Genomic DNA, 16,087 nt, shown 5'->3' with positions numbered 1-16,087 from the left:
GTACATACCCTGGCCCGCAAGGGGAAAAGGGAACCGTCTTGCGCGCCCCCTGGGCAATACGCTCGCGCGCCGTTCCAGTTCCAGCGTATGGCTTCCCGCGTCCAGCCGCTTCGGCTCAACGCCCCTTGAGCAGCCCATGGTTGACCAGCAGCGTGCGCATGGCATTGCGCGTGATGCCCAACAGCGCCGCACTGCGCACCTGGTTGTAACTGGACCAGGCATAGGCCTCGCGCACCAGCAACTCTTCCAGGTCCTTGTACAGCGACTCGCCCGGCACCTCGAAAAGCCGCTGGACCTGCTCGCGGATCACCTCCTGAGGCAGGCGCGACACGCCACTGGCAGCGCCCGCCTGGAGGCTGGCGGCCAGGTTGCCGCCAGCGAACTTGAGGTCCTCCGGGCGAATGACCTTGCCCGTGGCGACCAGCAGCGCCAGGTGCACGACATTCTCCAGCTCGCGGATATTGCCGGGCCAAGAATAATCCAGCAGCGCATTGACCGCCGCCTCGGAGAACATCGGCGGCACGATCCTCAGGCGCTGACAGTAGCGCTCGCGAAAGTGCTCGGCCAGTGGCAGCACATCCAGCGGCCTGTCGCGCAGCGGCAATACATCGACCCGTGCCACGTTCACCCGGTAGAACAGGTCGAGGCGAAAGTTCTCGGCCTCGACGGCCTGCTGCAGGTCCACGTTGGTCGCCGAGACCAGGCGGATATCCACCTTGATCGGCTTGCGCGAGCCGACCCGGACGATCTCCTGCTCCTGCAGAACCCGCAGCAGCTTGACCTGCAGCGGCAACGGCAGGTCGCCGATCTCGTCGAGGAACAACGTGCCGCCATTGGCCTCCTCGAACCAGCCGATGCGCCGCCCGGTCGCGCCGGAGAAGGAACCCGCCTCATGGCCGAACAACTCGCTCTCGGCGAGGTTCTCGTTGATGGCACCACAGTTGACGGCGACGAAGGGCCCGCTGCGGCCACTCATGCGGTGCAAGTGGCGCGCCACCAACTCCTTGCCGGTCCCGGTCTCGCCATGGATCAGCACCGGCACATCACTGGGCGCCAGGCGCTCCAGGTAATCGAGTAATTCCCGTGAGCGCGGGTCCTGAAACACCAGCGCCTTGGCCCGGATGGACAGCGGCTGGGCATCTCCTTCGGGCAGCGTCAGGACGGTGACGTCATGCTGGGCAAGGCTTTTCATGGGCGACTCGAAAGATTCAAGGCATAGGAGAAAACAATGGTATTCCCGATCCCTTATAACTATAAATAATATATTTCTATATCAAAATAACCGTAAAAAATAATTTTCCCCGGTATTACGGTTATATGAAGCAAGCTTCCGGAGCCGATACCAGGGCCTATAGGACATGCCCGTACCGGGCGGTTTACGGATAACGACCGGAAAAACCCGAGAACCCGGGAAGAGCGCTGAAGGCCATGCCTTTCAATATATTGGACGGCGCAACCGCAGGCTTCATGCCATAGGCTCGAAGCGGCATATCCCGCAGGGAGCCTCGTCATCACCGCGCAGGCGGGAATCCATGCGATGGACCTGACACCGCACACCAGGGGCCCTACCTCCGCGGATACGACGAGAAACCCCGGCCCACGGCAATGACCTGCCGCCTGCACCAAGGCTGCCGGAGCGACGACCTCGAAAGGCAGGCCACCGAAAGCTGGACGGGAAGCGAGCACCACACGCCGCCCACCTCGAGAATCGACCTTTGGCTCTCAGACCAGCTTGTGCTCCACCGCATAGCGCACCAGTTCGGCCACCGAACTGGTGCCGAGTTTCTGCATCAGGCGGGCCTTGTGGGTGCTGATGGTCTTGCCGCTGAGGCCCAGGTGCTGGCCGATCTCGTTGACGCCCTCGCCCTGCACCAGGCGCTCGAATACGGAGAACTCGCGCTCCGACAGCAAGGCATGGGGCGGGCGCTCGTCGGTCAGGCCGACCTCGAAGACCATGCGGTCGGCCAGTTCCGGGTCGATATAGCGCCCGCCAGCGGCCACCTTGCGCACAGCAGCCAGCAACAGCGAGGGGTCGCTGTCCTTGGTGGCATAACCCGCCGCGCCGATCTTCAGCGCCCGCGCCGCCATCTGCGCCTCGTCATGCATGGAAAGCACCAGGATCGCCGGTGGCCTGTTCAGGGCACGGATACGCGGGATGGCCTCCAGGCCGTTCATCCCGGGCATGGAGATATCCAGCAACACCACGTCACAGGGCGTCTGCCGCAGGTTCTCCATCAGTTGCTCGCCATTGCAGGCTTCGCCGACCACCTGCAAGTCCTTGCCCAGGCCGATCAACTGCTTGATGCCCTCGCGCACGATGGTGTGATCTTCCGCTACCAATACCCTTATCAACCCGTACTCCCGTATTCGCCTTCATTCATCCAGCGCCAGCTTCACGCACAAGAGCGTGCCCACGCCCGCACGGCTTTCTATTTCCAGGCTACCGCCCAGTATCATGACCCGTTCGCGCATGCCCACCAGGCCGAACGAACTGGTGCCCACCGCGGCGGGATCGAAACCCTGGCCGTCGTCGCTGATCGACAGGCACAGCATCCCGTCTTCGAGGGCCAGCCGCAACTCGACCGTATGCGCCCGCGCGTGGCGCATCACATTGGTCAACGCTTCCTGCAGCACGCGGAACAGGCCAATGGCCTTGGCATCCGGCAGTGGCGGAAGATTTTCCGGCACGTCGACCAGGCAGGGAATCTGCGTACGCGCCTCGAAACGGCGCGCCTGCCATTCGATGGCCGAAGCGATGCCCGCGTCGAGGATCGGCGGGCGCAAGGCCGTGGCCACATCCCGCACCAACTGGAACAATTGGGCGATCAGCTTTTTCATATTGCCCAGCCGGCCTTGCAGCCCGGGATCGAGGTAGGCGTAGCTCAACTCGCACATGGAGGTTTCCAGCTTCAGGACCGTCAGCACCTGTCCGAGCTCATCATGGACTTCCCGGGCAATGTGCGCCTTCTCTTCCTCGCGCACGCTCTCCAGGTGCGCGGCCAGCTCGCGCAACTGCAAGCGCGACTCCACCAGCGCCAGCTCGTTGCGCTTGTTCTCGCTGATATCCCAGACAATGCCATCCCATACCACCGTACCGCTGTCGAGCTTGCGCGCGGTCGCCTTGATATCCGCCCAGCGCAGCTCACCACCGCGGGTCAGGATACGTCCCTGCCATTGCCAGTCGCGATCATGCGCCAGTGCCCGGTCACGACTGATCAGGTAATCAGCCTGGTCGGCCTCATGCACCAGGCTGAAGATGCCACGCTGGCCACTCAGCAGCGTGGCGGGTGAATAACCGGCCAGGCTCTCGCTACCTTCGCTGATAAAGGCGAACTTCGGTAATTCGGCGGGCGTCTCACGCTCCAGGCGGAACACCATGCCCGGCACATTCGCGGCAATGCCTTGCAGGCGCGCCTGGCTCTCCTGCAACGCCGCCAGCGCTCGCCGGCGCTCGGTCACGTCGGTGACGAAGACCACCAGGTACTCGGTCTTGCGATAGCGCATGAAACTCAACGAAACGTCCACCGGCAACAGGCTGCCGTCGGCACGGAGGCACTCCGTCTCGAACTGCATCTCGCGCTCGTCCTCCTGCCGCACATTGCGCCACAGCTCCAGCCAGCGGTCCATGTGCAACCGCGGCTCCAGGTCGATCAGCGGCCGGTCGACCAGCGCCCCCTGCGCATAACCCAGCATCTGCTCGACCGCCCGGTTGGCATAGCCGATGTGGCTGTCCCAATTGACCCAGAGAATGCCCAGGGTGCTGTTGTCGAGGGAAAACTGCGACAGCCGCAGCGCATCCCGCGACACTTCACGGGCCTCGATTTCCTGGCGCGCCGCCAGCAGCCCGTTCTGCAACTCGTCGCGCTGTCGGCGCAGTGAAACCAGCAGCATGCCGGACACCAGCAGCAGCACCCCGAACAGCAGGCAGAGGTTACGCAACAGGTCCTGGGCGGCGGATGGCATCGGGTAGGCGATCTGCAGCCAGCGCTGGTGCAGAAGGTCGAGCTCGCGCGCCGGGATCGCATGCAGGGCCACATCGACTATCTCCGCCAACTCCGGCCAGTCCTTGCGCGTGCCGACCCGCAACAGCAAGGGGAAGCCGATATCGCCGACGATCGCCAGTTCGGCGAACTCCGGGTCCCGCGACAGACGGCTGACCTGAGCCTCCCCCACTACCGCATAACGCGCCTGTTGCCCCAGCACCGCGTGCAGGGCCTGGCTTGCCGTGGGGCTCTCCTCCAGTCGCAGATGGGGATAGCTGGTGAGCAGGTAATCGAGCACCGTCGCACTGCCATGGGCCGCGACGAGGGTGCCATGGGCCAGGTCATCCATATCGACGCTGCCGGTGCCCTCGCGCCGCCCCAGCAACAGATGGGCGACGCGCATATAAGGATCGGAAAAGTTCCACAACCGCAATCCCGCCGGCGTCTGCGAAAGCCCCGGCGCCAGGTCGACGCGCTTCTCGCGCAAGGCCCGCTGCAGATCGTCCTGGGTACTGAAATAGTGCCAGCGCAGTTCCACCCCCATCAGTTGCGCCAGCCGCTCCATGAGCTGCGCATTGGCGCCGGAAAGCCGTTGCTGGCGCCGCTCCAGTTGCGCATAGGGCGCCTGCAGGATCACCCCGACCTGCAATTGCCGGTGCTCCGCCAGCCAGGCTTGCTGCTGCGCCGAAAAGGCTGCGCCATCAGCCGCGCCGGCCAAGCCCGACAACGATAACCACAGCGCGAACAGCGGCAGCAACAAACAACGACTCATGCTCGACACCCGACCATCATGGAGACAAAACCCAGCGCCGAAGCAAAGCACGTACCGCACGGGCTGAAAAGATTTTTCTGCCCCCGGGCAAACGCCGCCAGTGGCTTGCGGCTTGCCGCTTGTGGCTTACTAGCACGACGACGCCCGCTACCGGACAAGCCACAGATGCCTGCCGCCTACCTCCTGCCCGCCTTGCTGGGCCTTGCCCTGCTGAGTTGCAACCTGCCGGCGGCCCTGGCCGAACAGGATGCCCCCGCCGCCGAGCAGCCAGCGTCGCCGCCCGAGCCGCCCACGGCTGCCGTCCATCTCGCACCTGATGAGCGCAGCGAGAGCGATGCCAAGGCCCTGGCCATGCGCTTTGCGCAACAACTCCGGCAGCTACAGGCGGGTGAAGAATCGTTCGCGGGGTTCTGGTTGCCGGCCAATACGGCCCAGCCCAGGGGGCTGGTCATTCTGCTGCCCAGCGACGGCGAGCACGCCGACTGGCCCGACACTATCGCCCCGCTGCGCCAACGCTTGCCGGACGCGGGCTGGCACACCCTGAGCCTGACCCTGCCCGACCCGCCTGCCTTCGAATCGGAACGCCCGGCCACACCCGCCAAGGAAGACAGCCCGCCCGAGGATGAACCGACGGCGGCCAGCGAGGGCGAGCCGCCAGAAGAACAGCCACCAGCAGAGACTACCGAAGCCGGCTATCTTCCGGAAAAGACCGCCCCCCCACAGAATGAAGACACACCCGTCGAACGCGACACGGCGGAAAAACAACCCCGACAGGAACGTAAGAGCCGTCGCGAACGCATCGACGAACGCATCACCGCCGCCCTCGACTTCGCCAGGGAACAGAACGTCAAACGCCTGGTGCTGCTCGGCCATGGCACGGGCGCCTACTGGGCCGCCCGCTACCTGGGCAGTACCGATACCGAGGCGGTCGACTACCTGCTGGTCATTTCCCCGAAACAGCCCGTCGACGCCGATGAAGAGGTTTCCATCGCGGCCCTCGGACTGCCCACCGCCGATATCTACTACAAGGATGATGACATCGCACGCCAGGCCGCCCGCGAGCGCAGGAACGAAAGCCAACGCCTGGACCATGCGAACTACGGCCAGATTGCCCTGAGCCAATTAAGCGCCGACCCGGATGCCGCCCGCGAGCGCCTCCAGCGGCGCGTCCGCGGCTGGCTGGATAAGCAGCTGGACGCTGGAAGCAATAAGCTGGAAGCGCAATTTCCGTAGGCTGCGCCGTGCGCACCGGGGTGATAACGTGTCGCTTGCCAGTGCGCCCGACGCACCCTGCGGCGGTGGTGGCTGGAGAAGTCGTGAACAGGCTCCAGGCGAAAGCACCGAAGCGGCATCCTATCTTTTGCTTGCAGCTTGAGACGCGCCCTAGCGAAACCCCTTGCGCTCCCGGATCAGCGCGTAGGCATTGTGCAGCTCGCGGGTCTTCTCCGTCGCGTCGCGCACCTGTTCGGGTGTCGCGCCGGCACCGGCCAGCTTGTCCGGATGGTGCCGGCTGAGCAGACGGCGATAGGCGCGCTTGATCGTCTGGGCATCGCTCGAGCCATCGACGCCCAACAAATGCAACGCCTGCTCGTAGACGCCGGTACGAATGGACGGCGACTCTTTGCGCCGCTGCCGGTCCAGCGCGGCCACCGACTCGCTGTCCCAACCCATCCAGCGCCCCCAGAGCAGGATCAGTTCATGCTCACGGACGCCAATGGAACCCTCCGCACGCGCCATGCGCCAGCAGGCCTGCAGGACCGCCTGGGCCTCGGCCCGGCGCCTGGCCAGCGGCCGCAGCAGAGAGCGCAGCCCTTCGCTGCTGTCCCGCCCCTGCTGGAAGGACTCGATGGCCTGCCGCTGCCCGCCGGCATCCAGTTTCAGTCGCTGCATCTCCCGGCGGGCGGCCTGGATATGCGATGCCCGCACACACCCGCCACTCTTGGCCAGCCGACCCAGCAGAAAGAACAGCAGTTGCTCATCGCTCAATCCGGGCCGGGCGCCAAGCCGCTCACGCAACCCCTGCCAGGAGTCGATACGAAAATGCCGGTCCAGTGCCTGCCCCAGCAAGGCGCCGAGAATCGCACCGGGGATACTCGCCAGGAAGGCGCCGGCCAACACGCCCAGGTAGGTCATGGGCCAGAACATTCAGTGGCGCTCCCGCACGATGGCTTCGACCGCCTGCAGCCGCTCATGGGTGCCCACATCCACCCATGTAGCGGCCAGCCGCTCCCCGGAAACACGCCCATCGGCCATTGCCTGGCGCAACAGCGGAGCCAGCTTGAAAGCCCCTTCCGGCACATCGTGGAACAACGCCGGATGCAGCACGGAGATACCACTGAAGGTCAGCCGCTCCCCCGCCACGTCATCATCGCGCACACGCCCGGCACACAGCACGAAGTCGCCCGCGGCGTTGTGCCCCGGATTGTCCACCAGCAGCAGATGCGCCAGGTCGTTACCTGCCAGGCGCAGGCCGGCGAACGAAAGGTCGGTCCAGATATCGCCATTGACCAGCAGAAAAGGTTCATCGCCCAGCAGCGGCAGGGCCTGTCGCACACCGCCGCCCGTTTCCAGTGGCTCGGCCTCCGGCGAATAGCGAATGGCGACACCCCAGCGGCTGCCATCCCCCAGGTACGCCTCGATCTGCTCGCCGAGCCAGGCATGGTTGATCACCAGTTCGCGGAACCCGGCTGCGGCCAGGGCCCGCACGTGGTACTCGATCAACGGCACGCCGGCCACCCGCACCAGCGGCTTCGGCGTATGCAGGGTCAGCGGGCGCAGTCGCTCGCCCTTGCCGGCGGCAAGGATCATCGCCTTCATGACGGCACCCTTGCCGCAGGGAGCGATGCCAGCTCATCGAGCAGCACGCCCAGTTCCCGCAGCTCCGGACGGCGCGCCAGCACAGTGCGGATATAACCGAAGAAGCGCGGCACATCCGCCAGGTAGCGCGGCTTGCCGTCACGGTGGCAGATGCGCGAGAAGATGCCGATCACCTTCAGATGGCGCTGCACACCCATGAGGTCGCTGGCACGCAGGAAATCCCGCCATTGCGCCTGCACCGGAATGCCAAGCTCGCCCGCTCGCCGCCAGTAGAGGGCCAGCCAGTCGTGGACACGTTCCTCCGGCCAACTGACGAAGGCATCCTTGAACAGCGAGGTGATGTCATAGGTCACCGGCCCGATGACCGCATCCTGGAAGTCCAGCACGCCGGGATTGGGCTCGCTCAGCATCAGGTTGCGCGGCATGTAGTCACGGTGCACCAGCACCTTCGGCTGCGCCAGGGCCGAATCGATCAGCAGGTCGCTGACCTGTTGCCAGGCACTGAGCTGCGCGGGGCTCAGCGCCCATCCCAGGTGCCGCCGCACATACCATTCGGGGAACAGTTCCAGCTCGCGGCGCAAGAGGGCCTCGTCATAACGTGGCAGCGACTCGTCCAGCGGATGCGCCTGCAATGCCAGCAAGGCATCGATGGCGGCATTGAACAAGGCATCTGCATTGCCCGTATCGATCACATCCAGGAAGGTCTGCCGGCCCAGATCGTCAAGTAGCAGGAAGCCCTGCTGCAGATCCTCGGCCAGCACCCTGGGTACATGCACGCCGGCCTCGCCCAGCAGGGCGGCCATTCTGACGAATGGCCGGCAGTTCTCCTGTGGCGGCGGAGCGTCCATCAGAATCAGGCTGCGGCCCTGCCCCTGCCAACGGAAATAGCGGCGGAAACTCGCATCGCTGCTGGCGGGGGTCAGGCTCCCCGATGGGTTGTCCGGGTGCAGGCCCGGCAACTGGCGTTCGAACCAGGCGGTCAGTTCCTGCAGGCGGTGATCATGTTGCGGCATATCTGGAGCTCTCCACGGCGCTAGCCGATAGGCGGGTCATGCATTATTATCGCGAATCTTGTGCGACGCGCGTAGCGTGTCTGCAAATCTCCGCCCATCGAGAGGCGTGCGGCCTGGCCGCTCCATGGCTCGCCGCAAGCACGGACCCTAGAAAAAGATGGCAGTCAAATATCCCGCGTTTCGTAAAAGATTTCCCCTGCTGGTCACCGGCGGCCTGCTCGCCATGCAGCCACTCGCCGCCAGCCTGTCCTCGGCGGCCGAACAGTTCGCTTGCCAGCCAGGCGCATCGGGCGGCTGGAACTGTGCGCCGCAGAGCCCCGCCAGCGACCTGCCACCACGCCCGAGCGCCAGCGCGGCCAATGCCAGCGTTGCCGCCAAACCCGACAAACCCGCCGAAAGCCGCCCGGGCAAGGCCGAGCAGCGGGCCGAACAGCCTCTTCTGGTCACCGAGAGCAAGGGGCGTGCCCTGGCCTCGCGCAGCAGCGACTACAGCCACCTGGACTGGGTCCCGCGCGAAAACCTGACCGCCGCGCAACTGGCCGAGGCCGGCCCGTATTGCCACGGCGCCTATATCGAGCCGCCACGGCCCGGCCAGCGCGACGATACGCCGATGAGCGAATCGCCGACCTATGTATCGGCCAAGGCCACGCGTTACGAGCAGGAGCAGGAAATCGCCACCCTGGCCGGCGATGTCGTCCTGCGCCAGGGCAGCATGCAGGCCGAGGCCAATGAAGCCAGCCTCTACCAGTTGGAGAACCGTGGCGAACTGTCCGGCAATGTGCGGATACGCGACAACGGCGCCCTGCTGGTCGGCGACCGTGCGGAAATCCACCTCGACAGCGGCGAGGCCAAGGTCGAGAACGCCGAGTACGTCATGCACCAGAGCCGCACACGCGGCAGCGCTCAGTACGCCAAGCGCGAGGAAACCTCGATCATCCGCCTCAAGGACGGCACCTATACCCGTTGCGAACCGGCGGACAATGCCTGGCACCTGAAAGGCAACAACGTCACCCTCGACCCGACCACCGGCTTCGGTTCCGCCACCAACGTCACGCTGCGGGTCAAGGATATCCCGGTGTTCTACACACCCTATATCCACTTCCCCATCGATGACCGGCGCCAGTCCGGCTTCCTCATGCCCAGCATCGGCAGCGCCAGCGATACCGGCCTGTCGCTGGTGACGCCCTACTATTTCAACCTGGCTCCCAACTTCGACGCCACGCTCTACCCGCACCTGATGACCAAGCGCGGCCTGCTGATGGAAGGCGAGTTCCGCTACCTGACGCGCGGCAGCGAAGGCCAGATCGGCGCAGCCTACCTGGACGACCAGGAAGACGAGCGCAAGCTGCAGTCGGAGTACGAGGACCAGCGCTGGATGTACAGCGTGCAGCACACGACCGGCCTGGACTCGCGCTGGCTGGCGGAACTCGACTACACCGACATCAGCGACCCGTACTACTTCCAGGACCTGGACACCCAACTGGGTATCGACAAGCCGGACTTCCTCAACCAGCGCGGTAGCCTGTCCTACCGTGGCGACAGCTTCACCGCCCGGCTGAACCTGCATGCCTACGAACGCGCCACGGTGACCGACATCACCCCGTACGAGCGCCTGCCGCAAGTCACCCTGAACGGCGCCCTGCCGTTCCAGCCGGGTGGGCTGCGCTTCGCCTATGACACCGAGTTCGTCAGCTTCCAGCGCAGCCTGAAGAATGGCAACTACATCAATCAGTATGGGTTGCCCGAGCAGTGGTACGACGCCCGCCTGCGCGGCCTGAACCGCGCCGAAGGCGATCGCGTTCATCTGGAGCCGAGTGTCAGCCTGCCACTGAACTGGAGCTGGGGCTTCCTCACGCCCAAGGTCAAGTACGCCTACACCCAGTACGACCTGAGCCTGGACGGTACCGGTAAAGCCAGCCTGGCCACCGGCACCACCTTCGACAGCAACCAGGACCGCAGCGTACCGATCTTCAGCGTCGACAGCGGCCTGTACTTCGACCGCGACAGCAACTGGTTCGGCAAAGACTATCGCCAGTCGCTGGAGCCGCGCCTGTTCTACCTCTACGTGCCGGAAAAGGACCAGGACGATATCCCGGTCTTCGATACCGGCGAGACCAGCTTCAGCTACTCGTCCCTGTGGCGCGACAACCGCTTCTCCGGGCGTGACCGCATCGGCGACGCCAACCAGCTTTCCCTGGGACTCACCAACCGCTGGGTCGAGCCGAACGGCTTCGAGCGCCAGCGCCTGAGCATCGGCCAGACGTTCTACTTCCAGGACCGCAAGGTGCAGTTGCCAGGGATCGACTACCGCACCCGCGCCGCCGCGCAATCCTCGGTATCGCCCTATGCGCTGGAATACGAGTACCGCTACGACCGCGACTGGCGCTTCGCCTCCACCTTCAACTGGGACCCGGACAGCCACAGCACCCGCTCCGGCAGCGCCATGCTCCACTACCAGCCGGCGGACAATCCGAACAAGATCGTCAACATCGGCTATCGCTATCGCAACGACACCCTGCGTTTCGACCGCGAGACCGGCCAGTGGACATACGACTCTAACTACGGCTCGCCGACCAGCGGCACCTACATCAAGAACTACTACAAGATCAGCCAGCACGACTTTTCCACCGTGTGGCCCATCGTGCCGCAATGGAGCGTGATCGCCCGCTGGCAGCATGACTATGGCCGCAACCGTACGCTGGAGGCCTTCGGCGGCTTCGAGTACGACAGTTGCTGCTGGAAACTGCGCCTGATCAACCGCTACTGGATCGATTATGATGAGGTCGGCCTCAACCCTCGCCAGAACGACGAACCGGACCGCGGCATCTTCCTGCAAATCGTCCTCAAGGGACTCGGTGGTGTATTCGGCAACTCCGCCGAGACATTCCTCGACCAAGGCATTCAAGGTTACCGTCAACGTGAAGATCAAGCTTTCTAACGGCCTGCGCCCGCTGCTACTGGGCGCCCTGTTGCTGGGCAACAGCACTCTCGCCACTTCTGCCCTGGCCGAAGTACGCCCGCTCGACCGCATCGTGGCCATCGTCGACAACGACGTGATCATGAAGAGCCAACTGGACCAGCGCATCAATGAAGTGCTGCAGACCATCGAAAAACGCGGTGCGGAACTGCCGCCGCAAGAGGTCATGCAACAACAGGTACTGGAACGGCTGATCACGGAAAATCTGCAACTGCAACTGGGCGAACGCTCGGGCATCCGCATCAGCGACGAGGAGCTGAACCAGGCCCTCGGCACCATCGCCCAGCGCAACAACCTGACCCTGGAGCAGTTCCGTGCCGCCCTGGCCAACGATGGCCTCAGCCTGGAAGCCGCGCGCGAGCAGATTCGCCGGGAAATGGTCATCAGCCGCGTGCGCCAGCAGCGCGTTGCCGAACGTATCCAGGTTTCCAACCAGGAGGTACAGAACTTCCTCTCCTCCGATCTGGGCAAACTCCAGCTCTCCGAGGAATACCACCTGGGCAATATCCTCATCCCGCTCCCCGAAGGCGCGGATGCCCAGACCATCCAGCACGCCGAGCGCGCCGCCCTGGACACCTACCAGCAGTTGCAGGGAGGTGCCGACTTCTCGCAACTGGCGGTTTCCCGCTCGGCCAGCGAGAACGCCCTCGAAGGCGGCGACATGGGCTGGCGCAAGGCTGCCCAGTTGCCCCCGCCTTTCGATAGCCTGGTAGGCGACCTGGCCATCGGCCAGGTCACCGAGCCGGTACGGACCCCGGCGGGCTTCATCCTGCTCAAGTTGCTGGACAAGCGCGGTGGCGAGCACCTGGTGCGGGATGAGGTACATGTCCGTCATATCCTGATCAAGCCCAGCGCCATCCGCAGCAGCGAAGAAACCCGCCGCCTGGTCGAGCGACTGCGCCAGCGCATCCTGAACGGTGAGGATTTCGGCGAACTGGCGAAGAGCTTCTCCGAAGACCCGGGTTCGGCCCTCAACGGCGGCGATCTCAACTGGATCGATCCGAACGCACTGGTTCCGGAATTCCGCGCGGTGATGGCCGACAGCGCCAATGGCCAGTTGTCCGAACCGTTCGAGACCGCCTACGGCTGGCATATTCTGGAAGTGCTTGGTCGCCGTGCCACGGACGCCAGCGAGGCCTTCCGCGAGCAACAGGCCGTCAACCTGCTGCGCAACCGTAAATACGACGAAGAACTGCAAACCTGGCTGCGCCAGATTCGCGACGAAGCCTATGTGGAGATCAAGCTTTAAGCTGCAAGCTGCAAGCTGCAAGCTGCAAGCTGCAAGACAGGGTGTGCGGGTTTGCGCATCCCTGTCGAGCTTCGAACTCCGTATTTCCATCCTGACTTGTCGCTTGCAGCTTGAGGCTTGCACTCCATGTCCCTTCCTTTCGCCCTGACCCCCGGAGAGCCCGCCGGTATCGGCCCCGACCTCTGCCTGCTGCTGGCGCGCGAGGCACAACCCCGGGCGCTGGTGGCCATCGCCAGCCTGGCGCTGCTGAGCGAGCGCGCTGCCCGGTTGGGCCTGGATATCCAGTTGCTCCCAGTCGCACCCTCCAGTTGGCCGCCGCACCCCGCACCGGCGGGCAGTCTCTACGTCTGGGACACGCCCCTGGCCGCCCCCGTGGTTTGCGGGCAGTTGGACAAGGCCAATGGCGCCTATGTGCTGGAAACCCTGCGCCGCGCCGGCCAGGGCTGCATCGATGGGTACTTCGCCGGCATGATCACCGCCCCGGTACACAAGGGCGTGATCAACGAAGCGGGCATTCCCTTCTCCGGCCATACGGAATTTCTCGCCGAGCTGACCCATACCGAGCAGGTGGTGATGATGCTCGCCACCCAGGGCCTGCGCGTGGCGCTGGTCACCACGCACCTGCCGCTGCGCGAGGTCGCCGACGCCATTACCGGGCCGCGCCTGCAGCGGGTTGCGCGCATCCTGCACAAGGACCTGGTGGAGAAGTTCGGCATCGCCAGGCCACGCATTCTGGTCTGCGGCCTGAACCCGCACGCGGGGGAAGGCGGCCATCTGGGCCGAGAGGAAATCGAAGTCATCGAGCCCGCCCTGCATGAACTGCGCGCCGAGGGCCTGGACCTCACCGGCCCCCTGCCCGCCGACACACTGTTCACCCCCAAGCACCTGGAGCACTGCGACGCGGTACTGGCGATGTACCACGACCAGGGCCTCCCCGTGCTGAAATACAAGGGCTTTGGCGCGGCGGTCAATGTCACCCTGGGCCTGCCCATCATCCGCACCTCGGTCGACCATGGTACCGCCCTCGACCTGGCCGGCACTGGCCGCATCGACACCGGCAGCCTGCAGGTGGCACTGGAAACGGCCTATCGGATGCAGCGAGCCACAAGCTGCAAGCCACAAGCCTCAAGTTAAAAGCAGCAAGCCAGGGAAGATGCCACCCCCTGGCTCACCTGATAAGCTGCGCAGTCTATCTTTTTGCTTCACGCTCTTGCTCACCGCTTGCAGCTTGCAGCTTGCCGCTTGGAGCCACTCTTTATGCAGCAACACCGCGCACGAAAGCGCTTTGGCCAGAACTTCCTGCACGATGCGGGCGTGATCCATCGCATATTGCGCGCGATCCACGCCAAGGCCGGCGAGCGCCTGGTGGAAATCGGCCCCGGCCAGGGTGCATTGACCGAGGGTTTGCTGGACAGCGGCGCGCAACTGGATGTGGTCGAGCTGGACCTCGACCTGATACCGATCCTGCAAGGGAAGTTCGCTGGCAACGAGCGTTTCCACCTGCACCAGGGCGACGCGCTCAAGTTCGACTTCGCGCAGCTTGCCCCACGACCGCGCGAGCTGCGGATCGTCGGCAACCTGCCGTACAACATCTCGACCCCGCTGATCTTCCATCTGCTCGAGCACGCCACGCGGATCCGCGACATGCATTTCATGCTGCAGAAGGAAGTGGTCGAGCGCCTGGCCGCCGAGCCCGGCAACGGCGACTGGGGACGCCTGTCGATCATGGTGCAGTACCACTGCCGCGTGGAGCACCTGTTCAATGTCGGCCCTGGCGCCTTCAACCCAGCCCCCAAGGTGGACTCGGCCATCGTGCGCCTGGTCCCACACGACACCCTGCCCTACCCGGCCCGGGATCACCGGCAACTGGAGCGCGTGGTGCGCGAAGCCTTCAACCAGCGGCGCAAGACCTTGCGCAATACCCTGAAGGGCCTGCTGGATGCCCCGGCCATCGAGGCCGCGGAGGTCGATGGCAGCCTGCGCCCCGAGCAGCTTGACCTGGCCGCCTTCGTCCGTCTGTCCAACCAGTTGAGCCAGGACACCGCATGATCCAGACCGCCTATTACCAGATCGACGTGAACGTCAGCCCGCGCTACCTGCCCGAACAATCGCAGCCGGAGCAGAATCGCTACGCCTTCACCTACACGGTGACCATAGAGAACAACGGGGCCATCGCCGCCCAGTTGCTGTCGCGCCACTGGATCATCACCGATGGTGATGGCCGGATACAGGAAGTCCGCGGCGCGGGAGTGATCGGCGAGCAACCGGTGATCGAACCGGGCGAAAGCCATGTCTACAGCAGCGGTACGCTGATGAGCACCGAGGTCGGCAATATGCACGGCAGCTACCGCATGCTCGCCGTCGACGGCCACAGCTTCGATGCCATCATCACGCCTTTCCGCCTGGCCGTTCCGGGAGTCCTGCATTGACCACCTATGCCGTCGGCGACCTGCAGGGTTGCCTCGACCCACTCAAGAAGCTGTTGGCAAAAGTCGATTTCAGTGCCTCGCGCGACTGCCTGTGGGTGGTCGGCGACATGGTCAACCGCGGCCCGCAGTCGCTGCAGACCCTGCGCTTCGTGCGCGACCTGGGCGGTTCGGGCATCTGCGTACTCGGCAACCATGACCTGCACCTGCTGGCCGTCGCCTATGGCTTCGGCCGGCTCAAGCGCTCGGACACACTGCAGCCGATCCTCGACGCTCCCGACCGCAACGACCTGATCGACTTCCTGCGCCAGCAGAAACTGATCCACCACGATCCGGCACGCAATACCGCCATGGTGCATGCGGGCATTCCACCGCAATGGTCACTGAACAAGGCACTGCTGCGCGCCCATGAGGTGGAACAGGCGCTGCGTGACGACGCCATGCTGCTGCCCTTCCTCGACGGTATGTACGGCAACCTGCCGGACAAGTGGAAAAAGGAATTGCACGGCATCCCAAGGCTGCGGCTGATCACCAACTACTTCACGCGCATGCGCTTCTGCAAGGCCGATGGCACCCTCGACCTGCTCAGCAAGGAAGGCCTGGACAGCGCCCCGGAGGGCTTCGCGCCCTGGTTCAGCCACCGCAACCGCAAGACCCGCGACAATATCCTGATCTTCGGCCACTGGGCCGCCCTGGAAGGGCGCTGCGACGAGCCCAATGTCCATGCCCTGGATACCGGCTGCGTCTGGGGCAACTGCCTGACCCTGCTCGATCTCGACAGCGGGGTACGTCACCAGTGCGATTGCCCCCGCCCCAAGTCCTGAACGACACCCGCGCGCACATGCCCTGA

At 64.7% G+C, this 16,087-nt stretch carries 13 protein-coding genes; 7 read left to right on the top strand and 6 right to left on the bottom strand.

Annotation, left to right across the window (positions count from 1 at the left end; all coding sequences use genetic code 11):
- Positions 1 to 115: 115 nt before the first annotated feature.
- From DNJ95_RS12935 to DNJ95_RS12925, 3 genes are all read right to left on the bottom strand, one after another.
- Positions 116 to 1,192: a sigma-54 interaction domain-containing protein gene (locus DNJ95_RS12935; RefSeq protein ID WP_131185149.1), complete on the bottom strand. Its 1,077-nt coding sequence runs from the start codon at positions 1,190 to 1,192 to the stop codon at positions 116 to 118.
- A 530-nt stretch (positions 1,193 to 1,722) separates the two neighbouring features.
- Complete coding sequence (locus DNJ95_RS12930) at positions 1,723 to 2,352, bottom strand: response regulator (RefSeq protein WP_131185148.1); 630 nt, start codon at positions 2,350 to 2,352, stop codon at positions 1,723 to 1,725.
- Between the two features lie 21 nt (positions 2,353 to 2,373).
- A complete protein-coding gene (locus DNJ95_RS12925; RefSeq protein ID WP_131185147.1) occupies positions 2,374 to 4,755 on the bottom strand; it encodes a PAS domain-containing sensor histidine kinase in 2,382 nt (793 codons plus the stop codon).
- 165 nt (positions 4,756 to 4,920) lie between these two features.
- Between DNJ95_RS12925 and DNJ95_RS12920 the strand changes: the two genes are divergently transcribed.
- The gene (locus DNJ95_RS12920; RefSeq protein WP_165491630.1) at positions 4,921 to 5,988 is read left to right on the top strand and encodes a DUF3530 family protein; all 1,068 of its coding nucleotides are present in this window, start codon (positions 4,921 to 4,923) and stop codon (positions 5,986 to 5,988) included.
- 150 nt (positions 5,989 to 6,138) lie between these two features.
- On the opposite strand, the gene DNJ95_RS12915 is transcribed toward DNJ95_RS12920, so the two are convergent.
- Genes DNJ95_RS12915 through DNJ95_RS12905 form a run of 3 tightly spaced genes read right to left on the bottom strand, consistent with a single transcriptional unit; the run spans position 6,139 to position 8,585 of the window.
- The gene (locus DNJ95_RS12915) at positions 6,139 to 6,900 is read right to left on the bottom strand and encodes a TerB family tellurite resistance protein (protein ID WP_131185145.1); all 762 of its coding nucleotides are present in this window, start codon (positions 6,898 to 6,900) and stop codon (positions 6,139 to 6,141) included.
- Positions 6,901 to 7,572, bottom strand: coding sequence for an N-acetylmuramate alpha-1-phosphate uridylyltransferase MurU (gene murU, locus DNJ95_RS12910; protein ID WP_131185144.1), 672 nt, complete (start codon positions 7,570 to 7,572; stop codon positions 6,901 to 6,903).
- Positions 7,569 to 8,585 carry an aminoglycoside phosphotransferase family protein gene (locus tag DNJ95_RS12905; RefSeq protein ID WP_131185143.1) on the bottom strand — a complete coding sequence of 339 codons (1,017 nt, stop codon included), beginning with the start codon at positions 8,583 to 8,585 and terminating at the stop codon, positions 7,569 to 7,571. The genes murU and DNJ95_RS12905 overlap by 4 nt, the downstream gene beginning before the upstream one ends.
- A 157-nt stretch (positions 8,586 to 8,742) precedes the next feature.
- On the opposite strand from DNJ95_RS12905, the gene DNJ95_RS12900 reads away from it, so the two are divergent.
- The 6 genes from DNJ95_RS12900 to DNJ95_RS12875 all read left to right on the top strand — a co-directional run bounded on the left by DNJ95_RS12900 (position 8,743) and on the right by DNJ95_RS12875 (position 16,061).
- The gene (locus tag DNJ95_RS12900; RefSeq protein ID WP_131185142.1) at positions 8,743 to 11,523 is read left to right on the top strand and encodes an LPS-assembly protein LptD; all 2,781 of its coding nucleotides are present in this window, start codon (positions 8,743 to 8,745) and stop codon (positions 11,521 to 11,523) included.
- Entirely contained in the window at positions 11,504 to 12,811 is a 1,308-nt protein-coding gene (locus tag DNJ95_RS12895; protein ID WP_131185141.1) for a peptidylprolyl isomerase, read from the top strand. The genes DNJ95_RS12900 and DNJ95_RS12895 overlap by 20 nt, the downstream gene beginning before the upstream one ends.
- A 126-nt stretch (positions 12,812 to 12,937) precedes the next feature.
- Complete coding sequence (pdxA, locus tag DNJ95_RS12890) at positions 12,938 to 13,945, top strand: 4-hydroxythreonine-4-phosphate dehydrogenase PdxA (RefSeq protein ID WP_131185140.1); 1,008 nt, start codon at positions 12,938 to 12,940, stop codon at positions 13,943 to 13,945.
- Between the two features lie 123 nt (positions 13,946 to 14,068).
- Positions 14,069 to 14,860 (top strand): 16S rRNA (adenine(1518)-N(6)/adenine(1519)-N(6))-dimethyltransferase RsmA, encoded by a 792-nt coding sequence (gene rsmA / locus DNJ95_RS12885; RefSeq protein ID WP_131185139.1) that lies wholly within the window; start codon positions 14,069 to 14,071, stop codon positions 14,858 to 14,860.
- Positions 14,857 to 15,240 carry a Co2+/Mg2+ efflux protein ApaG gene (apaG, locus tag DNJ95_RS12880; protein ID WP_131185138.1) on the top strand — a complete coding sequence of 128 codons (384 nt, stop codon included), beginning with the start codon at positions 14,857 to 14,859 and terminating at the stop codon, positions 15,238 to 15,240. Before rsmA ends, apaG begins: the two co-directional genes overlap by 4 nt.
- Positions 15,237 to 16,061 (top strand): symmetrical bis(5'-nucleosyl)-tetraphosphatase, encoded by an 825-nt coding sequence (locus DNJ95_RS12875; RefSeq protein WP_131185137.1) that lies wholly within the window; start codon positions 15,237 to 15,239, stop codon positions 16,059 to 16,061. The genes apaG and DNJ95_RS12875 overlap by 4 nt, the downstream gene beginning before the upstream one ends.
- Positions 16,062 to 16,087 lie beyond the last annotated feature (26 nt).

It is taken from the genome of Stutzerimonas kirkiae (assembly GCF_004327335.1).
In the GTDB taxonomy this organism is placed as follows: Bacteria; Pseudomonadota; Gammaproteobacteria; order Pseudomonadales; family Pseudomonadaceae; genus Stutzerimonas; species Stutzerimonas kirkiae.
The sequence above is the reverse complement of the archived record's forward strand: the minus strand, read 5'-3'. Positions and strand labels throughout refer to the sequence as shown.

Bases quoted from the DNA above. Each gene is read 5' to 3' on its own strand.
- DNJ95_RS12915 (WP_131185145.1), bottom strand. From the start codon at position 6,900: ATGTTCTGGCCCATGACCTACCTGGGCGTGTTGGCCGGCGCCTTCCTG.
- DNJ95_RS12900 (WP_131185142.1), top strand. From the start codon at position 8,743: ATGGCAGTCAAATATCCCGCGTTTCGTAAAAGATTTCCCCTGCTGGTC.
- rsmA (WP_131185139.1), top strand. From the start codon at position 14,069: ATGCAGCAACACCGCGCACGAAAGCGCTTTGGCCAGAACTTCCTGCAC.
- murU (WP_131185144.1), bottom strand. From the start codon at position 7,572: ATGAAGGCGATGATCCTTGCCGCCGGCAAGGGCGAGCGACTGCGCCCG.
- DNJ95_RS12905 (WP_131185143.1), bottom strand. From the start codon at position 8,585: ATGCCGCAACATGATCACCGCCTGCAGGAACTGACCGCCTGGTTCGAA.
- pdxA (WP_131185140.1), top strand. From the start codon at position 12,938: ATGTCCCTTCCTTTCGCCCTGACCCCCGGAGAGCCCGCCGGTATCGGC.
- DNJ95_RS12920 (WP_165491630.1), top strand. From the start codon at position 4,921: ATGCCTGCCGCCTACCTCCTGCCCGCCTTGCTGGGCCTTGCCCTGCTG.
- apaG (WP_131185138.1), top strand. From the start codon at position 14,857: ATGATCCAGACCGCCTATTACCAGATCGACGTGAACGTCAGCCCGCGC.
- DNJ95_RS12935 (WP_131185149.1), bottom strand. From the start codon at position 1,192: ATGAAAAGCCTTGCCCAGCATGACGTCACCGTCCTGACGCTGCCCGAA.
- DNJ95_RS12925 (WP_131185147.1), bottom strand. From the start codon at position 4,755: ATGAGTCGTTGTTTGTTGCTGCCGCTGTTCGCGCTGTGGTTATCGTTG.